This window comes from Sphingobacterium sp. UBA7249 (assembly GCF_002472835.1).
GTDB classification, from domain to species: Bacteria; Bacteroidota; Bacteroidia; order Sphingobacteriales; family Sphingobacteriaceae; genus Sphingobacterium; species Sphingobacterium prati.
In genome coordinates this window covers 25,553-41,188 of sequence record NZ_DKST01000001.1, presented here as the reverse complement: position 1 = coordinate 41,188, position 15,636 = coordinate 25,553, and the positions used below count along the sequence as shown (strand labels likewise).

Annotated in this window: 9 protein-coding genes; 7 read left to right on the top strand and 2 right to left on the bottom strand. The window is 40.1% G+C overall.

The window, feature by feature from the left end:
* Nucleotides 1-2 precede the first annotated feature (2 nt).
* Nucleotides 3-599: a 50S ribosomal protein L25 gene (locus B4A24_RS00160; RefSeq protein ID WP_121120480.1), complete on the bottom strand. Its 597-nt coding sequence runs from the start codon at nt 597-599 to the stop codon at nt 3-5.
* A gap of 347 nt (nt 600-946) precedes the next feature.
* Nucleotides 947-1,903, bottom strand: coding sequence for a ribose-phosphate pyrophosphokinase (locus tag B4A24_RS00155; protein ID WP_108635065.1), 957 nt, complete (start codon nt 1,901-1,903; stop codon nt 947-949).
* 801 nt (nt 1,904-2,704) lie between these two features.
* Between B4A24_RS00155 and B4A24_RS00150 the strand changes: the two genes are divergently transcribed.
* The 7 genes from B4A24_RS00150 (at nt 2,705) to B4A24_RS00120 (ending at nt 15,634) form a co-directional block, all read left to right on the top strand.
* Nucleotides 2,705-5,719 (top strand): DUF2723 domain-containing protein, encoded by a 3,015-nt coding sequence (locus B4A24_RS00150; RefSeq protein WP_293941052.1) that lies wholly within the window; start codon nt 2,705-2,707, stop codon nt 5,717-5,719.
* A gap of 142 nt (nt 5,720-5,861) precedes the next feature.
* Nucleotides 5,862-7,253: an APC family permease gene (locus B4A24_RS00145; RefSeq protein ID WP_293941049.1), complete on the top strand. Its 1,392-nt coding sequence runs from the start codon at nt 5,862-5,864 to the stop codon at nt 7,251-7,253.
* A 135-nt stretch (nt 7,254-7,388) separates the two neighbouring features.
* Nucleotides 7,389-7,952: a bifunctional pyr operon transcriptional regulator/uracil phosphoribosyltransferase PyrR gene (pyrR, locus tag B4A24_RS00140; RefSeq protein ID WP_293941046.1), complete on the top strand. Its 564-nt coding sequence runs from the start codon at nt 7,389-7,391 to the stop codon at nt 7,950-7,952.
* 100 nt (nt 7,953-8,052) lie between these two features.
* Entirely contained in the window at nt 8,053-8,991 is a 939-nt protein-coding gene (locus tag B4A24_RS00135) for an aspartate carbamoyltransferase catalytic subunit (RefSeq protein ID WP_172396416.1), read from the top strand.
* A 381-nt stretch (nt 8,992-9,372) separates the two neighbouring features.
* Entirely contained in the window at nt 9,373-12,411 is a 3,039-nt protein-coding gene (locus tag B4A24_RS00130) for a tetratricopeptide repeat protein (RefSeq protein ID WP_172396417.1), read from the top strand.
* Nucleotides 12,412-12,417: 6 nt separating this feature from the next.
* Nucleotides 12,418-14,169, top strand: a complete 1,752-nt coding sequence (locus B4A24_RS00125; RefSeq protein WP_293941039.1) for a TonB-dependent receptor — start codon at nt 12,418-12,420, stop codon at nt 14,167-14,169.
* A gap of 40 nt (nt 14,170-14,209) precedes the next feature.
* Nucleotides 14,210-15,634 carry an SPOR domain-containing protein gene (locus B4A24_RS00120; protein WP_293941037.1) on the top strand — a complete coding sequence of 475 codons (1,425 nt, stop codon included), beginning with the start codon at nt 14,210-14,212 and terminating at the stop codon, nt 15,632-15,634.
* Nucleotides 15,635-15,636 lie beyond the last annotated feature (2 nt).

Here is a 15,636-nt window from a genome sequence, read left to right as displayed (position 1 = left end):
GATTATTTTTTACCACCTTTAGCTGCTTTAGCTGCTTCTTGTTCAGCTTGACGCAACGCACGGGACATGATAACGGATACGATTGTATCGTCAGCATTGTTTAATACTTTTGCGTTGTCTAATTGAACTTGAGCTACACGGTATGATTTACCAACTTCTAAAGATTCCATTGGTACTTCAATTTCTTGTGGCAAGTTAGCAGGTAATGCTTTTACGCGTAAATTGCGTAATTTTTGAACTAATTTACCGCCCATTTTAACACCTGGAGATGTTCCTGTTAATTTGATAGGAATATTCAATGACACTTCTTTGTCATCAAATAATTCTAAAAAGTCAACGTGAGTAACTAGGTCTGTCAATGGGTGGAATTGTGCGTCTTGAACGATAGCTCTTTTTGTTTGACCGTCAACGTTTAATTCTACGATAATAACGTCAGCAGTGTAAAGAACTGGTTTCAAATCAGCTGCGGATACAGAAAGAGCAGTTTGTTCTTTGCCTCCGTAAAGTACTGCAGGTACTAAACCTTGGTAACGCAATTCTTTTGCATCTCTTTTCCCTACGTTCTGTCTTACAGAACCGCTAATAGCAATTGATTTCATCTTTTAATTTTTATAAATTTTGAGGTGCAAAGATAATTTAAATTTTGGTATTATCAAAAAAAAACTACTGATATTGAGGGGCTAAGATGCGTTATGCTATTTTGTATGTTACTGACTTGAGGAGGGGTTGTTGAACTATAACCGAGGCCGTCCTGAAATGCCTGTTTTACGAAAGAACAAGCGGTGTAAGTATATATGAGAAGCTGTCTAGTCTCCGGCTTACCATACCAGAGTATAAGTACTCATATCTCAATACTTTATACTAAAAAAGACTCCAGTATTTCAGCCGAAGGCTTACTATACCAGAGTCTAAATACTAATATCTCAATACTCTATACTAAAAAAGACTATTCAACGTCAAATAAATCAGAAATGGAAGTATGTTGATTTACGCTTGTGATTGCTTTTGCAAACAAATCAGCTGTAGATAACACTTTGATTTTTGTCGATTGTTTTGCTTTTTCTGGATCCAATTGAATGGTATCTGTCACAATCATTTCTGACAATACTGAATTTTCAATTGTTTCATAAGCTTTGCCCGATAATACCGCGTGTGTGCACACCGCTCTTACGGATCTCGCGCCATTTTCCATGATCAAAGCCGCAGCTTTTGAAAGTGTGCCGGCTGTATCACAGATATCGTCTATTAATACAACATCCTGATCCGTTACATCACCAATGATAGACATTGATTCAATTTCATTTGCACGTTTGCGGCGTTTGTCACAGATGATAACTTCTGCATTGAAGAATTTAGCAAAAGTACGCGCTCTGTATGACCCACCCATATCAGGTGATGCAATTGTCAAGTTAGGGAGTTTTAGGGATTTGATGTAGGGAACAAAAATAATGGAGCCATCGAGGTGATCAACAGGAATATCGAAGAAACCTTGAATTTGTGCAGCATGTAAATCCATTGTCATGATGCGGTGAATTCCAGCTGCTGTCAACAGATTGGCAATCATTTTTGCGCCAATGGCAACTCTTGGTTTGTCTTTTCGATCTTGTCTTGCGAAACCGAAATAGGGGACAACCGCTGTAATGTAGTGCGCTGAGGCTCTCTTTGCAGCATCTGTCATCAACAATAATTCAAAAAGATTGTCGGTAGGTTGGTTGGTAGATTGGATGATAAATACATCGGCTCCACGTACAGATTCATTGTAGAATGGTTGAATCTCACCGTCGCTAAAACGCGATAATGTTTTGTCTCCTAGAGGTTTCCCGTAAGATTGTGCGATTTTTTCAGCCAGTTCTGTAGTGCCAGAACCTGCAAATAGTTTAACCGTGTTGAATTGCAAAGGCATGGTTTTGTATATTTATGTTGGGTTATTGTATTGTCGTTTATTCAATATTTTTATTCCCTAATATTTTTTAAAGTTAAACATTAAAAAAAATGGATTGTTTGCACAATCCATATACTCTTAACTTTAAAAGTTGTCCGACCTGGATTCGAACCAAGACAAACAGAACCAAAAACTGTCGTACTACCCTTATACTATCGGACAATGTCTCTAAAAAGCCAACGTTACCGTCTTTTTCTTTTTGACGACGCAAAGATAGAGATTTGTTTTAAAAATCAAAATTCAAATTAAAAAAAATCTAAACCCTTTTATAAATAAATAAGCCTTGCATATAACGCAGAAAAGGCTTGCGATTGCAAGCCTTTTCTATTGTTTGTTGTCCGACCTGGATTCGAACCAAGACAAACAGAACCAAAAACTGTCGTACTACCCTTATACTATCGGACAAACAAGTCAATTGTGTTCGTTATCGTGATGATGTCGTTCACATTTGATGATGCAAATATACGGACTATTCTTATTTCTGCAAATAAAAATGTACCGTAAAGTGCATTGAGCTTGATTTTCAAAGAAATAATTTTTGTTTTGCCCCAAAATTTAACGCACACTTGCTTCATTTTACTATGGGTATGGCACCAGATAGGTTCATTCTTACCTTTGTACTGCTTTCTTTAAAGCCAATATTGGATCAGGCAATGAAATTTTTTCAATTAATATGTGTTAAAAAATCAGAATAAAGTTCATTTCTTATTAACTTATCCTTATTTTCGAGCCGTATTATAATACTTTTACAGTTATCATTTTATGAACTATACTAAAATCAACAATCTTTTAGGATGGATGTGTGCGCTCATTGCAACAGTAGCATATGTCATGACTGCCGAACGATCGACGAGTTGGTGGGACTGTGGCGAGTTCATCGCCTCGGCCTTTAAACTTCAAATTGTGCACCAGCCAGGGGCACCTTTATTCTTAATGATTCAAAACATTTTCTCGAATCTTGCTGGAGGTGATGTGACACGAATCGCTTTCTGGATGAATGTGGGTTCTGCGGTATGTAGTGGTCTGACTATTTTATTTTTGTTCTGGACGATTACAGCCCTGGCTAAGAAAGTCGTTGCAAAAAGCGTCGGTGAGTCATACAATTCAACAGACTTGATCAAGATATTTGGATCAGGTATTGTCGGAGCATTGGCTTACGCTTTTACAGATACATTTTGGTTTTCTGCGGTTGAATCCGAAGTATATGCCATGTCTTCGCTTTGTACGGCTGTTGTATTTTGGGGGATCTTAAAATGGGAAAATCATGCTGACGAGGCTGGTGCTGACCGTTGGTTGATCTTTATCGCCTATGTGATGGGACTTTCCATTGGGGTGCACTTACTGAATCTTTTGGTGATTCCTGCTATAGCCTTGGTGATCTACTTTAAACGATCCAAAACAGTGACTTCTTCAGGAGCGACAAAAGCCTTTCTAATCGGTGTCGTTGTGCTGGCACTGATTTTATGGGGTATTATCCAATACACGGTTAAAGCTGCCGCTTATTTTGATTTATTCTTTGTGAATAGCTTGGGAATGGGTTTTGGTACTGGCTTCAATCTGTTTTTCATCTTGTTGATTGCTCTTTTTGTCTATGGTATCTGGTATTCCATCAAAAAAGCAAAACCGATTCTGAACCTGATTTTGATCAGCACAGCATTTATCATCTTTGGTTATAGCTCCTTTGCGATGATCATGGTACGCGCCAAAGCGAACCCGACCTTAAATAATAGTGATCCGGATAATGCCTTTTCTTTTGTAAGTTATTTGGGTCGTGAGCAGTATGCAAGTGAGCCGCTTCTGAACGGACCGACATTTGACGCGCAGGTCGTAGATGCTGAGCCTACTTATACTTATAGAAAAGATAAGGACAAATACACGAAAGTAGAAAATGGTATGGATTATAAATACGATAAGACGATGTTTTTCCCGCGTGTTTATAGTTCAAGAGATCAAGGTCATATCGATTATTATCGTGATTACTTAAAGATCCCAGAAGGACAATCGCCTACATTCGGTGATAACGTGAAATTCTTCTTTAGCTATCAGATCGGACATATGTACGGCCGTTATTTTCTTTGGAACTTTGCCGGCCGCCAGAATGATCAGCAAGGACAGGGGTCTTTTACGGAAGGGAACTGGATCTCCGGCGCTAAACCTGTTGATCAGATGCATGTGGGTGGACAAAATGCCATTCCAGACTCATTGAAAACTGATCCTTCAAATAATAAATATTATTTCTTGCCTTTGATCATTGGTTTGATCGGTGCATTTTGGCACTTTGGCAAAAGACAGCGTGATGCTGGAATCGTGGGGTTACTGTTCTTTTTTACAGGTCTAGCAATTGTCTTATACTTGAATCAAAGCCCATTGCAGCCACGTGAGCGTGATTATGCTTATGCGGGTTCATTCTACGCATTTGCAATATGGATCGGTTTGGGGGTATTTGCCATTGCGGATTATTTAAGTAAAAAAGTGGATGGTAAGATGGCCGCAGGTATCGCTACAGCAGCCTGCTTGTTGGGTGCTCCTGTATTACTAGGATTCCAGAACTGGGATGATCATGATCGTTCGGAGAAAACAACAGCGCGTGATTTAGCCAAAAACTACCTGGCATCCTGTGCACCGAATGCGATCTTGTTTACCTATGGTGATAACGATACTTATCCATTGTGGTATGTGCAGGAGGTTGAAAACTATCGTCCTGATGTACGGGTGGTAAACTTGAGTTTGTTGAGTTCTGACTGGTATATGCGTCAGATGAAACAAAAAGTTAATCAAGCGGATGGATTACCAATCAATATTGATGACGAAAAGTTCAAAAAAGGTGTCCGTGAGGTGCTTTATTATCAAGATATGAAAGTGGCCGGTCACGTAGATCTTGATTTGGTGATGCAGATCTTATTGTCTGATGACCAAAAAAATAAGCTGGAATTGCGTGGTGGTAAATTTGAGAACTTTTTACCGACCAAAAACTTTAGCCTTCCTGTAAACAAGGATGCTGTGCTGAAAAATAATGTCGTTCCAAAAGCATGGCAGGAATCAATTGTGGATACCATGAACTGGACGTATAATCGAAACTACGTGTCTAGGGCTGAGCTGTCGATCCTAAACGTCTTGTTGAACAATAACTGGAAGCGTCCGATTTATTTTGCTGCGACCGTTCCAAATGACAACTACCTTGGGCTGGATAAATATCTGGTACAGGAGGGTTTTGCTTTACGCTTAATGCCTATTGCTACTCCTGCAGGATCCGAAGGTACCTTGGTGGATACACAGTCGGCCTTTAAAGACATTACCACCAAATACAAATGGGGTAATATGGCAAATGCTTCGTATTTAGATCCTGAATCCTATCGCATGATCACCATGATTACCAATACGGTGATGGGCGGTACAGCTACGCAGTTAATGATGGAAGGTCATAAAGATGAAGCGCGTAAAGTGGCTGTTGAGACTTATGAGAAGATGCCAAAACGTGTGTATTTGATGCGTGATATTCTGGGTTATATTCCAATTATCAATGTATTATACGAAACGGGCGAAAACAAGCGTGCGAATGAAATCGTGAACCGCAACCTGAAATTTATGACGCAAAATATGCGTTGGTATCAGGATATCGCACAAACAAAAGCTGAGCTTGAATATTCGAATATTGGTACGGCTTTGAGAGCTTTGGGCGCATATAAGAGCATATTGGCTTCCACTTCGGAAAAACAATTGCTGCAACAGGTAACTGAACTGGAAAAATCGTATAAGCAACAATATGGTGTAGAATAGTCATTCACAACGTCATTTTAATGATAAGGAGCTGCCCTCGGCTGTACATATCCAACGAAAAAATAACTTTTGAATTGGATGTCGCTGAGGGCAGCTCTTTTTTAATTATTTTTTCTTAGCTTAACGGCATAAAACCAACCTTATGATGAAACGTCAACTGAAATTGTGGGATGCGATTATGCTTGTCATGGGCTCGATGATCGGAAGTGGAATCTTTATTGTGTCGAGCGATATGATGCGGCAACTGGGCTCAGGATACTGGTTGGCAATTGTATGGATACTGACTGCTGTAGCGACTGTTGCGGCAGCTATTTGTTACGGCGAGCTATCTTCGATGTATCCCAAAGCTGGTGGACAATATACTTATCTCACCGAAGTGTTCGGTAAACCAATTGGTTTTTTGTATGGCTGGAGCTTATTTACCGTGATCCAGACGGGTACGATAGCGGCTGTTGCGGTTGCCTTCGGTAAGTTTACCGCCTATTTGATCCCGCAATTGAACGATGCGGCACCAATTTTTCAACGGGGTGAGTTTAAGATTACCTGGATACAGATACTGGCGATGGGCGTGATTCTCTTGCTAACCTATATCAATACGCGCGGGATCAAGAGCGGTAAGTCTGTGCAGTCTTTTTTCACCTCTGCAAAAATTATTGCATTGGTTCTATTGATCGTTGGTGGACTGTTTTTAATCAAAGAAAATCATTTTTCGGAAAATATGGCTTACAGCTGGGATGCTTTTCAGAATCTGAAAGGTGAGGGCTGGATGGGAATTTCCGGCGGCGCTTTAATGGGGGCGCTGGCAGCGGCTATGGTAGGGTCCGTCTTTAGTAGTGTTGCCTGGGAAAACGTGACCTTTGTGTCAGGCGAGATTGTGAATCCACAGCGTAACGTGGTGCGGGCGCTCGTCATCGGAACCAGCCTCGTTATGCTTTTATACATCTGTTGCAACTACATCTATCTTGCTGCTTTGAGTAGGGAAGAGATCGCCTTTGCTACAAATGACCGGGTCGCAATTGCTGCTGCTGAAAAGATGTTGGGACATACCGGTACAATAGCGATGGCCATCTTGGTGATGATATCAACATTTGGCTGTGTCAATGGTCTTGCGCTGTCTGGAGCACGGGTTTTTCAGACTATGGCCAAAGATGGCTTGTTCTTAAAACAGGCTATCCCCAACAATAAATATGATGTGCCGGCCCGCTCATTATGGTTGCAGGGCATCTGGGCTTCCTTGCTCTGTTTAAGTGGTCAGTATGGCAATCTGTTGGATATGATCTCTTTTGTTATTGTCATCTTTTATATGATTACGGTACTAGGCGTTATTATCCAGCGTATCCGTAAACCTGAGTTGGCCCGTTCCTACAAAACGTTTTTATTCCCTTTTACACCGATTATCTATCTCCTCATTGGTAGTGTGTTTTGCGTATTGTTGATTATCTATAAACCACAGTATACCTGGCCGGGTTTTATACTGGTATTGCTAGGGCTGCCTGTGTATTTTTTTGCACGGGGCAATAAGAAGGATGATTAAGATAAATACGCTGTTGTTTTAAAAGTTATAGGTCTCAGAGTTAATGCTGGGAACGAATTGAAATATTGAAATTAATTGGGAAACGAGCGATAGTTTTTGTTAAAAAAAGTGTAGCTTTGCCCAAACATTCCCATAATGAAACAGTCGATTTTATTAGACGGACCAAAATTTCAAATCACCATTCAAAGGCTATGTCGTCAATTGATTGAGAATCATGGTGATTTTTCAAATGCTGCCGTCATAGGTATTCAACCAAGAGGAACTTTCTTAGCTAGACGTATCGTCAAAGAACTTGAACGCATGATCGGAAAACCGATCTTGGTCGGTGATCTGGATATTACATTTTATCGGGACGATTTCCGTACAAAAGGTAATGCAGGTCCGTTGTTAGCAAATAGTACAAATATCAATTTTATTGTAGAAGGTAAAGACGTTATTTTTATTGATGATGTCTTGTGGACAGGACGCACCATTCGGGCTGCCATGGATGCTGTACAGGCTTTTGGAAGAGCAAGAAGCATTGAATTGCTTGTTTTAGTCGATCGTCGATTCTCCAGACAGATTCCGATTCAACCCGATTATATTGGAATACAGGTTGATTCTATAGATTCACAAAAAGTCATTGTGAACTGGAAAGAATCTGACGATCAGGATAGCATTATCTTGGTCACTGAGAAAAAACCTTTGGGTAATGATTAGAAATCCGGTTCAGTAAAGAAATAAAGGAAGGTTCTATAAACCTTTGGGGACGAACACTTCAATTAAAAAATGATTAGTAAATACTTGAATATACTATAAAATGTCAGCTGCAGTAGAACAATTAAGTACTCGCCATTTGTTGGGAATCAAAGATCTAAATGAACAAGATATCCAATTGATTCTGGATACAGCGAGTAATTTCAAAGAGGTATTAAATCGACCGATCAAAAAGGTGCCTTCTTTAAGGGATATCACCATCGCCAATGTGTTTTTTGAAAATTCAACACGTACGCGGCTTTCTTTTGAACTTGCCGAGAAAAGACTATCTGCAGATATTGTCAATTTTGCGGCTTCTTCTTCTTCAGTGAGTAAGGGGGAGACTCTGATTGATACCGTCAACAATATCCTTGCAATGAAGGTGGATATGATTGTGATGCGACATCCCTACGCGGGAGCAGGCGTGTTCTTAAGTAAACATGTCGATGCGCAAATTGTAAATGCTGGCGACGGAGCACATGAGCATCCTACGCAAGCGCTGTTGGACTCTTTCTCTATCCGCGAGCGCTTTGGTGATGTAGCTGGACGCAAAGTGGCTATTATTGGTGATATAACACATTCTCGCGTTGCTTTATCCAATATTTTATGCCTTCAAAAACAAGGCGCAGAGGTGATGGTCTGTGGGCCTACAACATTAATTCCAAAGCATATTACTTCTTTGGGTGTGAAAGTCGAACATGATCTGAGAAAAGCGTTAAATTGGTGCGATGTAGCAAACATGTTGCGTATTCAATTGGAACGTCAGGATATTGCTTATTTTCCTTCTTTGAGAGAATACTCCATGTTATATGGGTTAAATAAACAAATCTTGGATTCCCTGGAAAAACCGATTACCATTATGCACCCTGGGCCGATCAACCGTGGGGTGGAAATCACTTCGGATGTAGCGGATAGCGAACACTCCATTATCCTGGATCAGGTTGAAAATGGAGTTGCTGTTCGTATGGCAGTATTGTATCTATTGGCTGGACAACGAAGCTAATCGAAATTTCAATTGGAGAACCAGTTTAGGCGCTGGAAACAAAGTTGAAAGATTCGTTAATCAACAATATTATGCCTGACTTTATTTTTGGTCGGGCATATTTTTTGTGCAAAATTTCCGTTATAATAGCGGGTTACTCACAGATGTTAATAACTTTTGTGTAAAATAGCTCAATTAAAGTATAATTTAGTAAAATGAATAAAACTATCTTCCAAAATCGGGGAGATTTGTATTGATTTTCAATAAATTTTGGCTTATCTTGAAGCGGCTAATCGCAGCGAAAGAGCCGTTAAATTTGAGTTTCAAGGCAAATTTTATCTCTGTTTGAAGGGAGATTCGATTACATTTGCAGATAAATAACATATTAAGGTTTCACATATTATGTATAAGAAGATTTACCAGGTGGGAGTTGCACTAACCGTTATGGCGACGCCAGCATTAGCGCAACAGACAGAATGGCAACAAATCAATAAGGCTTACAAAACCGGGATGGAATTGTATGAACGCGGAAAATTCAGCTCTGCATCCGCACAATTTGATCGTGTTGAAGCATTGCGGACCAAATCCAACCTACAATTGGATGAGACGGAGGAGCTATCTTTATTAAAGGAAAATGTACGGTATTATCAAGCTGTTTGCGCCTTGGAACTGGGCGAGTCCAATGCTGAAAATCGTTTCCTGAAATATATCAAAGATTTCCCTGTTAGCGCCAATTCCAAGGCAGCATACTTTCAGATTGGTAAATCGTATTATGCCAAAAAGGATTATGTTAAAGCGATTGAATGGTTTACAAAGATTGATAGTAAAAACCTCGCCGGTAAAGAAAATGTAGAATACCGTTTTAAATTGGGTTATGCCTCTTTTATGACGAAAGATTATAAAACAGCAAAACCATTATTTGAGGGATTGAAAGATCAAAAAACTGAATTTCAAGAAGCGTCAATCTACTACTATGCCTATTTATGTTATTTAGATGCGGAGTACAAGACAGCCTTAAATGAATTTGAGCGTTTGAATGGCTCAAAGCAGTTTGAAAACAGTTATCCTTACTATATTACAGCACTTTATTTTCTGGATAAACGTTACGATGATGTGTTGGACTATGCCTTACCTATCTTATCACGTACCAAACAGGAAAATGAAACCGAAATGTTTCGTATTATCGCCGCAACTTATTTTATTAAAGGCGATCTGAACACATCAAAAGAATATTACGACAAATTCCAGGCACAAGACCAAGGCAAGACACAAAATAATCAAGATAGCTATCAGATCGGTTATATCGCCTACAAGCTAAAGGATTACGATAAGGCGATCACGGAGTTGGAGAAAATGACGGAGCCTGACGCTTATTATCAATCGGCCATGATTACCTTGGGGGATAGTTTCTTGAAAAAAGGAAATAAACAATCTGCACGTAATGCATTCTTCAGAGCTTCGAAACTGGATTTCGATCCGGCTATGAAAGAAGAGGGGCTATTCAACTATGCAAAGCTTTCTTACGAATTGGAGTTCCATCAGGTGGCCTTGGCCTCTACACAGGAGTATTTAAAAACCTATCCAAAATCAAAACGCCAGGAAGAAGCAAAGACCTTATTGGCAGAAGTACTGTTGAGTACTAAAAACTACCGCGATGCGGTCGATATTTTGGAGTCTATTCCGAAAAGGGGAAAGGAAGCAAATGCAGCTTATCAGAAAGTAACTTACTACAGAGGCCTCGAGTATTATAACGAACGTGCTTTTGAAAATGCAATTTCTTTATTTATTCGTTCCGAACAGCACCGTTACGACGAGGAAATCTACGCTCTTTCTACTTATTGGAAAGCGGAGGCAATGTATGAGGTGCGTAAATATGGCGAAGCTGTTACGAATTTTAATAAATTTTTACGTCTGCCTGGTGCGAGCAAAACAGATGTGTATGGCTATGCAAATTATGCCTTGGCTTACGCAGCTTTTCGTAATGGAAACTATAATACAGCAGCAAATTACTTTGAACGTTTCTTGGCAACAGGTGGTTCAAAAGGCTTAGAGATCAATACCCGTAACGATGCAATCGCACGTTTGGGTGACTCGTATTTTTCTTCTAAAAACTATGGCAGAGCACTGACGGAATATAATAAGCTAATCTCTTCCAAAGCGCCGAGTCAAGATTATGCGTTATTCCAACGTGGTATTATTCAAGGATTACAAGGGGATAATAATGGTAAGATATCGACATTGAATGCTGTAATCGCTCAGTTCCCGAGTTCGAATTATGCGGATGATATTGCGTTTGAAATTCCATATACACGATTCTTGATGGGCGAAAGCGATCAAGCGATTTCTGGACTTCAATCCATGGTGGAGAAATATCCCCGAAGCAGTTATGTGCCACGTGCTTTAGTAACAATCGGGTTGGTTCAATATAACCAGGACAACAATGATGCAGCTTTGGCAACGTTCCAACGTGTCGTTGATCAATATGCTTCTACCGATGAAGCCAAACAAGCTATGCGTTCCATTGAGAATATTTACCTGGATAAAGGTGATGCAACCGGATATATCCGTTATGCTACAGGAACCAATTTAGGTGATCTTTCAAAATCGGAACAAGATTCACGTACATTCTCAACAGCAACAACCTTGTTCTCCCGTGGGAATTATCAAGGCGCTGTAGAAGCTGTAAATGCATATTTTGACAAATTCCCCAAACCAAATCAAGAGAAATATGCACGTTTTGTACGTGCGGAAAGTAATGCTGCTTTGGGTAATACAGAAGACGCATTACACGATTACAACATTATCTTGAATGACTGGACGTCACCTTATACGGAGCGTACATTGATTTCAGTATCAAATCTGTATTTGAAACAAAAGAAATATAATGAAGCAACCCAGTTGTTGAAAAAACTGGAGCTCACTTCTGAATATAAGTCTAATTACGGTTTTGCAATCAATAATCTAATGGTTTCTTATTATGAAATCGGCGATTATAAAGAAGCGTTAAACTATACGAACGCGGTGAAAAACTATGAGAAATCTTCTGAAGAAGAGATCGCGAATGCATTTTTATACGCTGGTAAGTGCTACGTGAAGCAGAACAAGAAAACGGAAGCGATGAAAGAGTTCAGCTTGGCTGCATTGAAGAGCCGTACTGTATTCGGTGCAGAAGCGAAATACAATGTTGCGGTCCTTCAATTAGAAAACAAACAATACGATGCCTGTATCAAAACGGCAATGGACCTGTCTGACAATTTCTCTTCTTACGAATATTGGGTAGCAAAGAGCTTCATCACGATGGCTGATGCCTATGCGGGTAAAGGAGATACATTCCAGGCGAAAGCGACACTGGAATCAATAGTGGACAACTACGATGCGAAAGATGATGTTTTGCCTGCTGCAAAAGAGCGTCTAAATAAATTGAACAACAAAAAGAAATAGGATACAATGAAGAAGTTGCAAAATAGAAATGTGAAGAAATATACCTTAGCAGCGCTTTTGATGGGCGTGGGATTGAATTCTTTTGCACAAGAAACAGGCAAGAAGAATGATCCTGAAAAACCGGTCACTATTGATTCTTTTGATGTTGTTCGTGATTACAAGCCAATTCTTGCAGATGCTGTTAAGATCCGTCGTAGTCCTGATATGACTAACAAACGGGAATATCAGCCCAAATTGAGCTATGGGAATATTATTGATAAAAAATTGGATATCAATACTGGTCTTAAACAATTGAATGTGCAGGAAATACCATTTGCGCAACCTTTTGAACAAAGCAGCAACTATGTTAAATTTGGTATAGGTAATTATAACTCAATCTTAGGGGAAGCGTACTTAGCGTCTGAACAGTTTGAAAATACACGTTTTGGTTTATTCGCAAAACATTTGAGCCAAAAAGGTAATATTGAAGGACAGAAATTCAGTACGCAGGACGTCGGTATTTTTGGACGCCGCGTGTTGGATGCCGTGACTGTAAAAGGTACAATCGGCTACAATAGATACGGTACAAACTTCTACGGTCAAACCTTTGATCAACCCGGCACTACTTTATTGAATACCGCACCGGACAAACAAACATTTACTGATATCTATCTAAACGGTGAGCTGGCAAGCAACGTTGACCCGAAGAATGAGCAAGCGTTGAGCTACTCTGCAAAAGTAGATGGTTACTTGTTTAAGGATGCCTACAAAGCAAAAGAAAACTCTTTCGCTTTGTCTGGATATTTGAACAAGCGCATGAGCGCTTTCAATGTGGGCGCTAACCTGAGCGTAACCATGAACGATGTCAAAAACGAAAATGATACGGCAAACGTAAAGAACAATATGTTTCTGATCAATCCGTATATCCGATTTAAAGGTGATAATTATAATGTCACGTTGGGTGCCAACCTGACTTCTGAATTTGGCGATGAGTCTCGTTTCAATGTTTTCCCGTCAGTGGAAGCTGATTTTTCTTTGGCTCCGGAATACATCTCATTATTTGCCGGTGTTAATGGTAATGTGAGACAAGCTTCATTCCGAAACTTTGCAAAAGAAAACCCTTATCTGGCACCAAATGTGAGGATCGCCAATTCCATCGAAAAATTGAATGTATATGGTGGTTTAAAAGGTAATGCAGGTGCGACATTTGGTTATAAAGTAAAGGTATTTTACAAACAGATCGAAGGACTTCCTTTGTTTAAAAATAGTGCATTTGGCAATGGTCAGGATGGGTATATTCCTTGGGCTTTTGATGTGGTATATGATGGTCAGATCAACAAAGCTAAGCATATGGGACTGGAAGGGGAGATCAACGTACGCTTATCACAATTGGTTAATCTAGGTGGTAAAGTATTTATTGATGACTATAATCTGAGCGATGAGGAAGAGGCCTGGGGTTTACCGAAATTTAGGTTGCAAGCCAACGCGCGTTTCAATATCTCAGATAAATTCTTTGTTGATGCGGAGCTTTCTAGCCAAGGAAATACCTATGCGTATGTTTACGATTATAATACCGATGGTAATCGCATAACAGATAGTGGTCATAAGGTTACCATTGCTTCTTTTGCAGATTTAAATGCTGGTGCTGAATACCGGATTAAAAAACAATTTGGTGTTTTTGTTAAAGCAAATAATATCTTTGGAAAGGAATATGAGCGTTACATGTATTATCCAAGATTGGGATTCAATGTAATTGGTGGTCTTAATTATTCTTTTTAACGAATTAAGATTATAAATTTGCATTTTAAATCATAGAACAATGAATCTAGGCAAAAACATCAATAGTTTATTAAGACGCTATGCGGAAGTATACGTGCCCGGGATAGGTGTGTTCAAAAGAATTCATTCTCCGGCTCAATTTGATAAACAGAATAATGTGTTTTTGCCGCCCATTTCATACGTCGAGTTAGACTATTCTGCGGAGCAGGGATTCAATATGGTGCATTATATCCAACAACAGGAAAACCTGAGTTTGGGGCAGGCACAACAAATTCTTGACGATACAGTCGAAATATTACGGAATGACTTAGGACAATTTGGGCAGGTGAAGCTGGATGACCTTGGTCTGTTGATTAGCTATGGCTCTAGTTTGGTATTTAAACCTTTGGATCTATCGGGTTTTAATTTTCAGCCTGTTGCCAATCTTGTTGGACCCGAAATTGAAACGGTTATCCCAGTACGGGAGGACGAACACGCACTTGCAGAGCCCGCCGAATCCTTGGCTCCGGAATCACCCGTTGAAGTGAACAATGAGGCAGAACCTTTTGTCGATGTTGAAACCTTTGCCGCTGCTGAAAAGGATGCTGAATCTGAAGTAGAAGCTGAATACGAAGAACATGAGCCTGTCGCTTTAGACAATGAAGATCCGCTTCCTGCCGTTGAACCTGCTCCTGAATCGATCGTGGAGTCTACGGCTCCCAAAACGGAGGAGGAGGTCAATTCCGCAGATGTCGGACTATCGGATGCTGTGGCAGTACCTATTGTAGATAATACGGTTGATAACCCAGTACCTGATGAACAACAATTTCCTTCACAAAAGGAAGTAGGTGCTATTGCAGCAGCAAACTCTACTTATGTTCCTGATATCGATGCGGAGGAAGCGCGTAATTCGAATGCAATCTGGTATTGGATAACAGCAGCCATTGTACTGGTCATGATAGCTGTAGGGGTATTATATACGAATCCAGGATTGAAAAATTCACTGTTTGGAGGGGTGCAGCCTGTCTTAAAACCTGCGGGCGACACAATCGTTCAGAAAAACAACCCACCGATCAGTGATACAGCGTCTAATGCACTTGCGGCGGATAGTTTAAAAAAGGTCGATTCGCTAGCAAAAACCACTACAGATTCGTTAAACGGCACAGCAGTAACCGCTGGCAAGAAGACAGTAACGGCTAAGAAAGCGCCCGTTTTGCAAGCGGATCCGGTCATCAAAGAATCCATACCCGTTGCACAGCCAAAATATCAGGTTGTTATCGGTTCGGCTCGGACGATGGCTCAGGCAGAGGAGGAAGCAAAACGCCTTCGTCAACTGGGTTATAAAACAGCACGTGCAGTGGAAGGAAAGTATAAAAGGAATAGAAAAAAAGTCATCTTGAATACCTACATGACAAAAGAGGAGGCGGATCTCGCTCAAAAATCTGTGGAAAAGAAAATTCAAGGTGCGTGGGTAGAAACATTATAGAA

Coding starts and splice junctions, on each gene's coding strand:
- B4A24_RS00125 (WP_293941039.1), top strand. CDS start 12,418: ATGAAGAAGTTGCAAAATAGAAATGTGAAGAAATATACCTTAGCAGCG.
- B4A24_RS00130 (WP_172396417.1), top strand. CDS start 9,373: ATGTATAAGAAGATTTACCAGGTGGGAGTTGCACTAACCGTTATGGCG.
- B4A24_RS00135 (WP_172396416.1), top strand. CDS start 8,053: ATGTCAGCTGCAGTAGAACAATTAAGTACTCGCCATTTGTTGGGAATC.
- pyrR (WP_293941046.1), top strand. CDS start 7,389: ATGAAACAGTCGATTTTATTAGACGGACCAAAATTTCAAATCACCATT.
- B4A24_RS00160 (WP_121120480.1), bottom strand. CDS start 599: ATGAAATCAATTGCTATTAGCGGTTCTGTAAGACAGAACGTAGGGAAA.
- B4A24_RS00120 (WP_293941037.1), top strand. CDS start 14,210: ATGAATCTAGGCAAAAACATCAATAGTTTATTAAGACGCTATGCGGAA.
- B4A24_RS00145 (WP_293941049.1), top strand. CDS start 5,862: ATGATGAAACGTCAACTGAAATTGTGGGATGCGATTATGCTTGTCATG.
- B4A24_RS00150 (WP_293941052.1), top strand. CDS start 2,705: ATGAACTATACTAAAATCAACAATCTTTTAGGATGGATGTGTGCGCTC.
- B4A24_RS00155 (WP_108635065.1), bottom strand. CDS start 1,903: ATGCCTTTGCAATTCAACACGGTTAAACTATTTGCAGGTTCTGGCACT.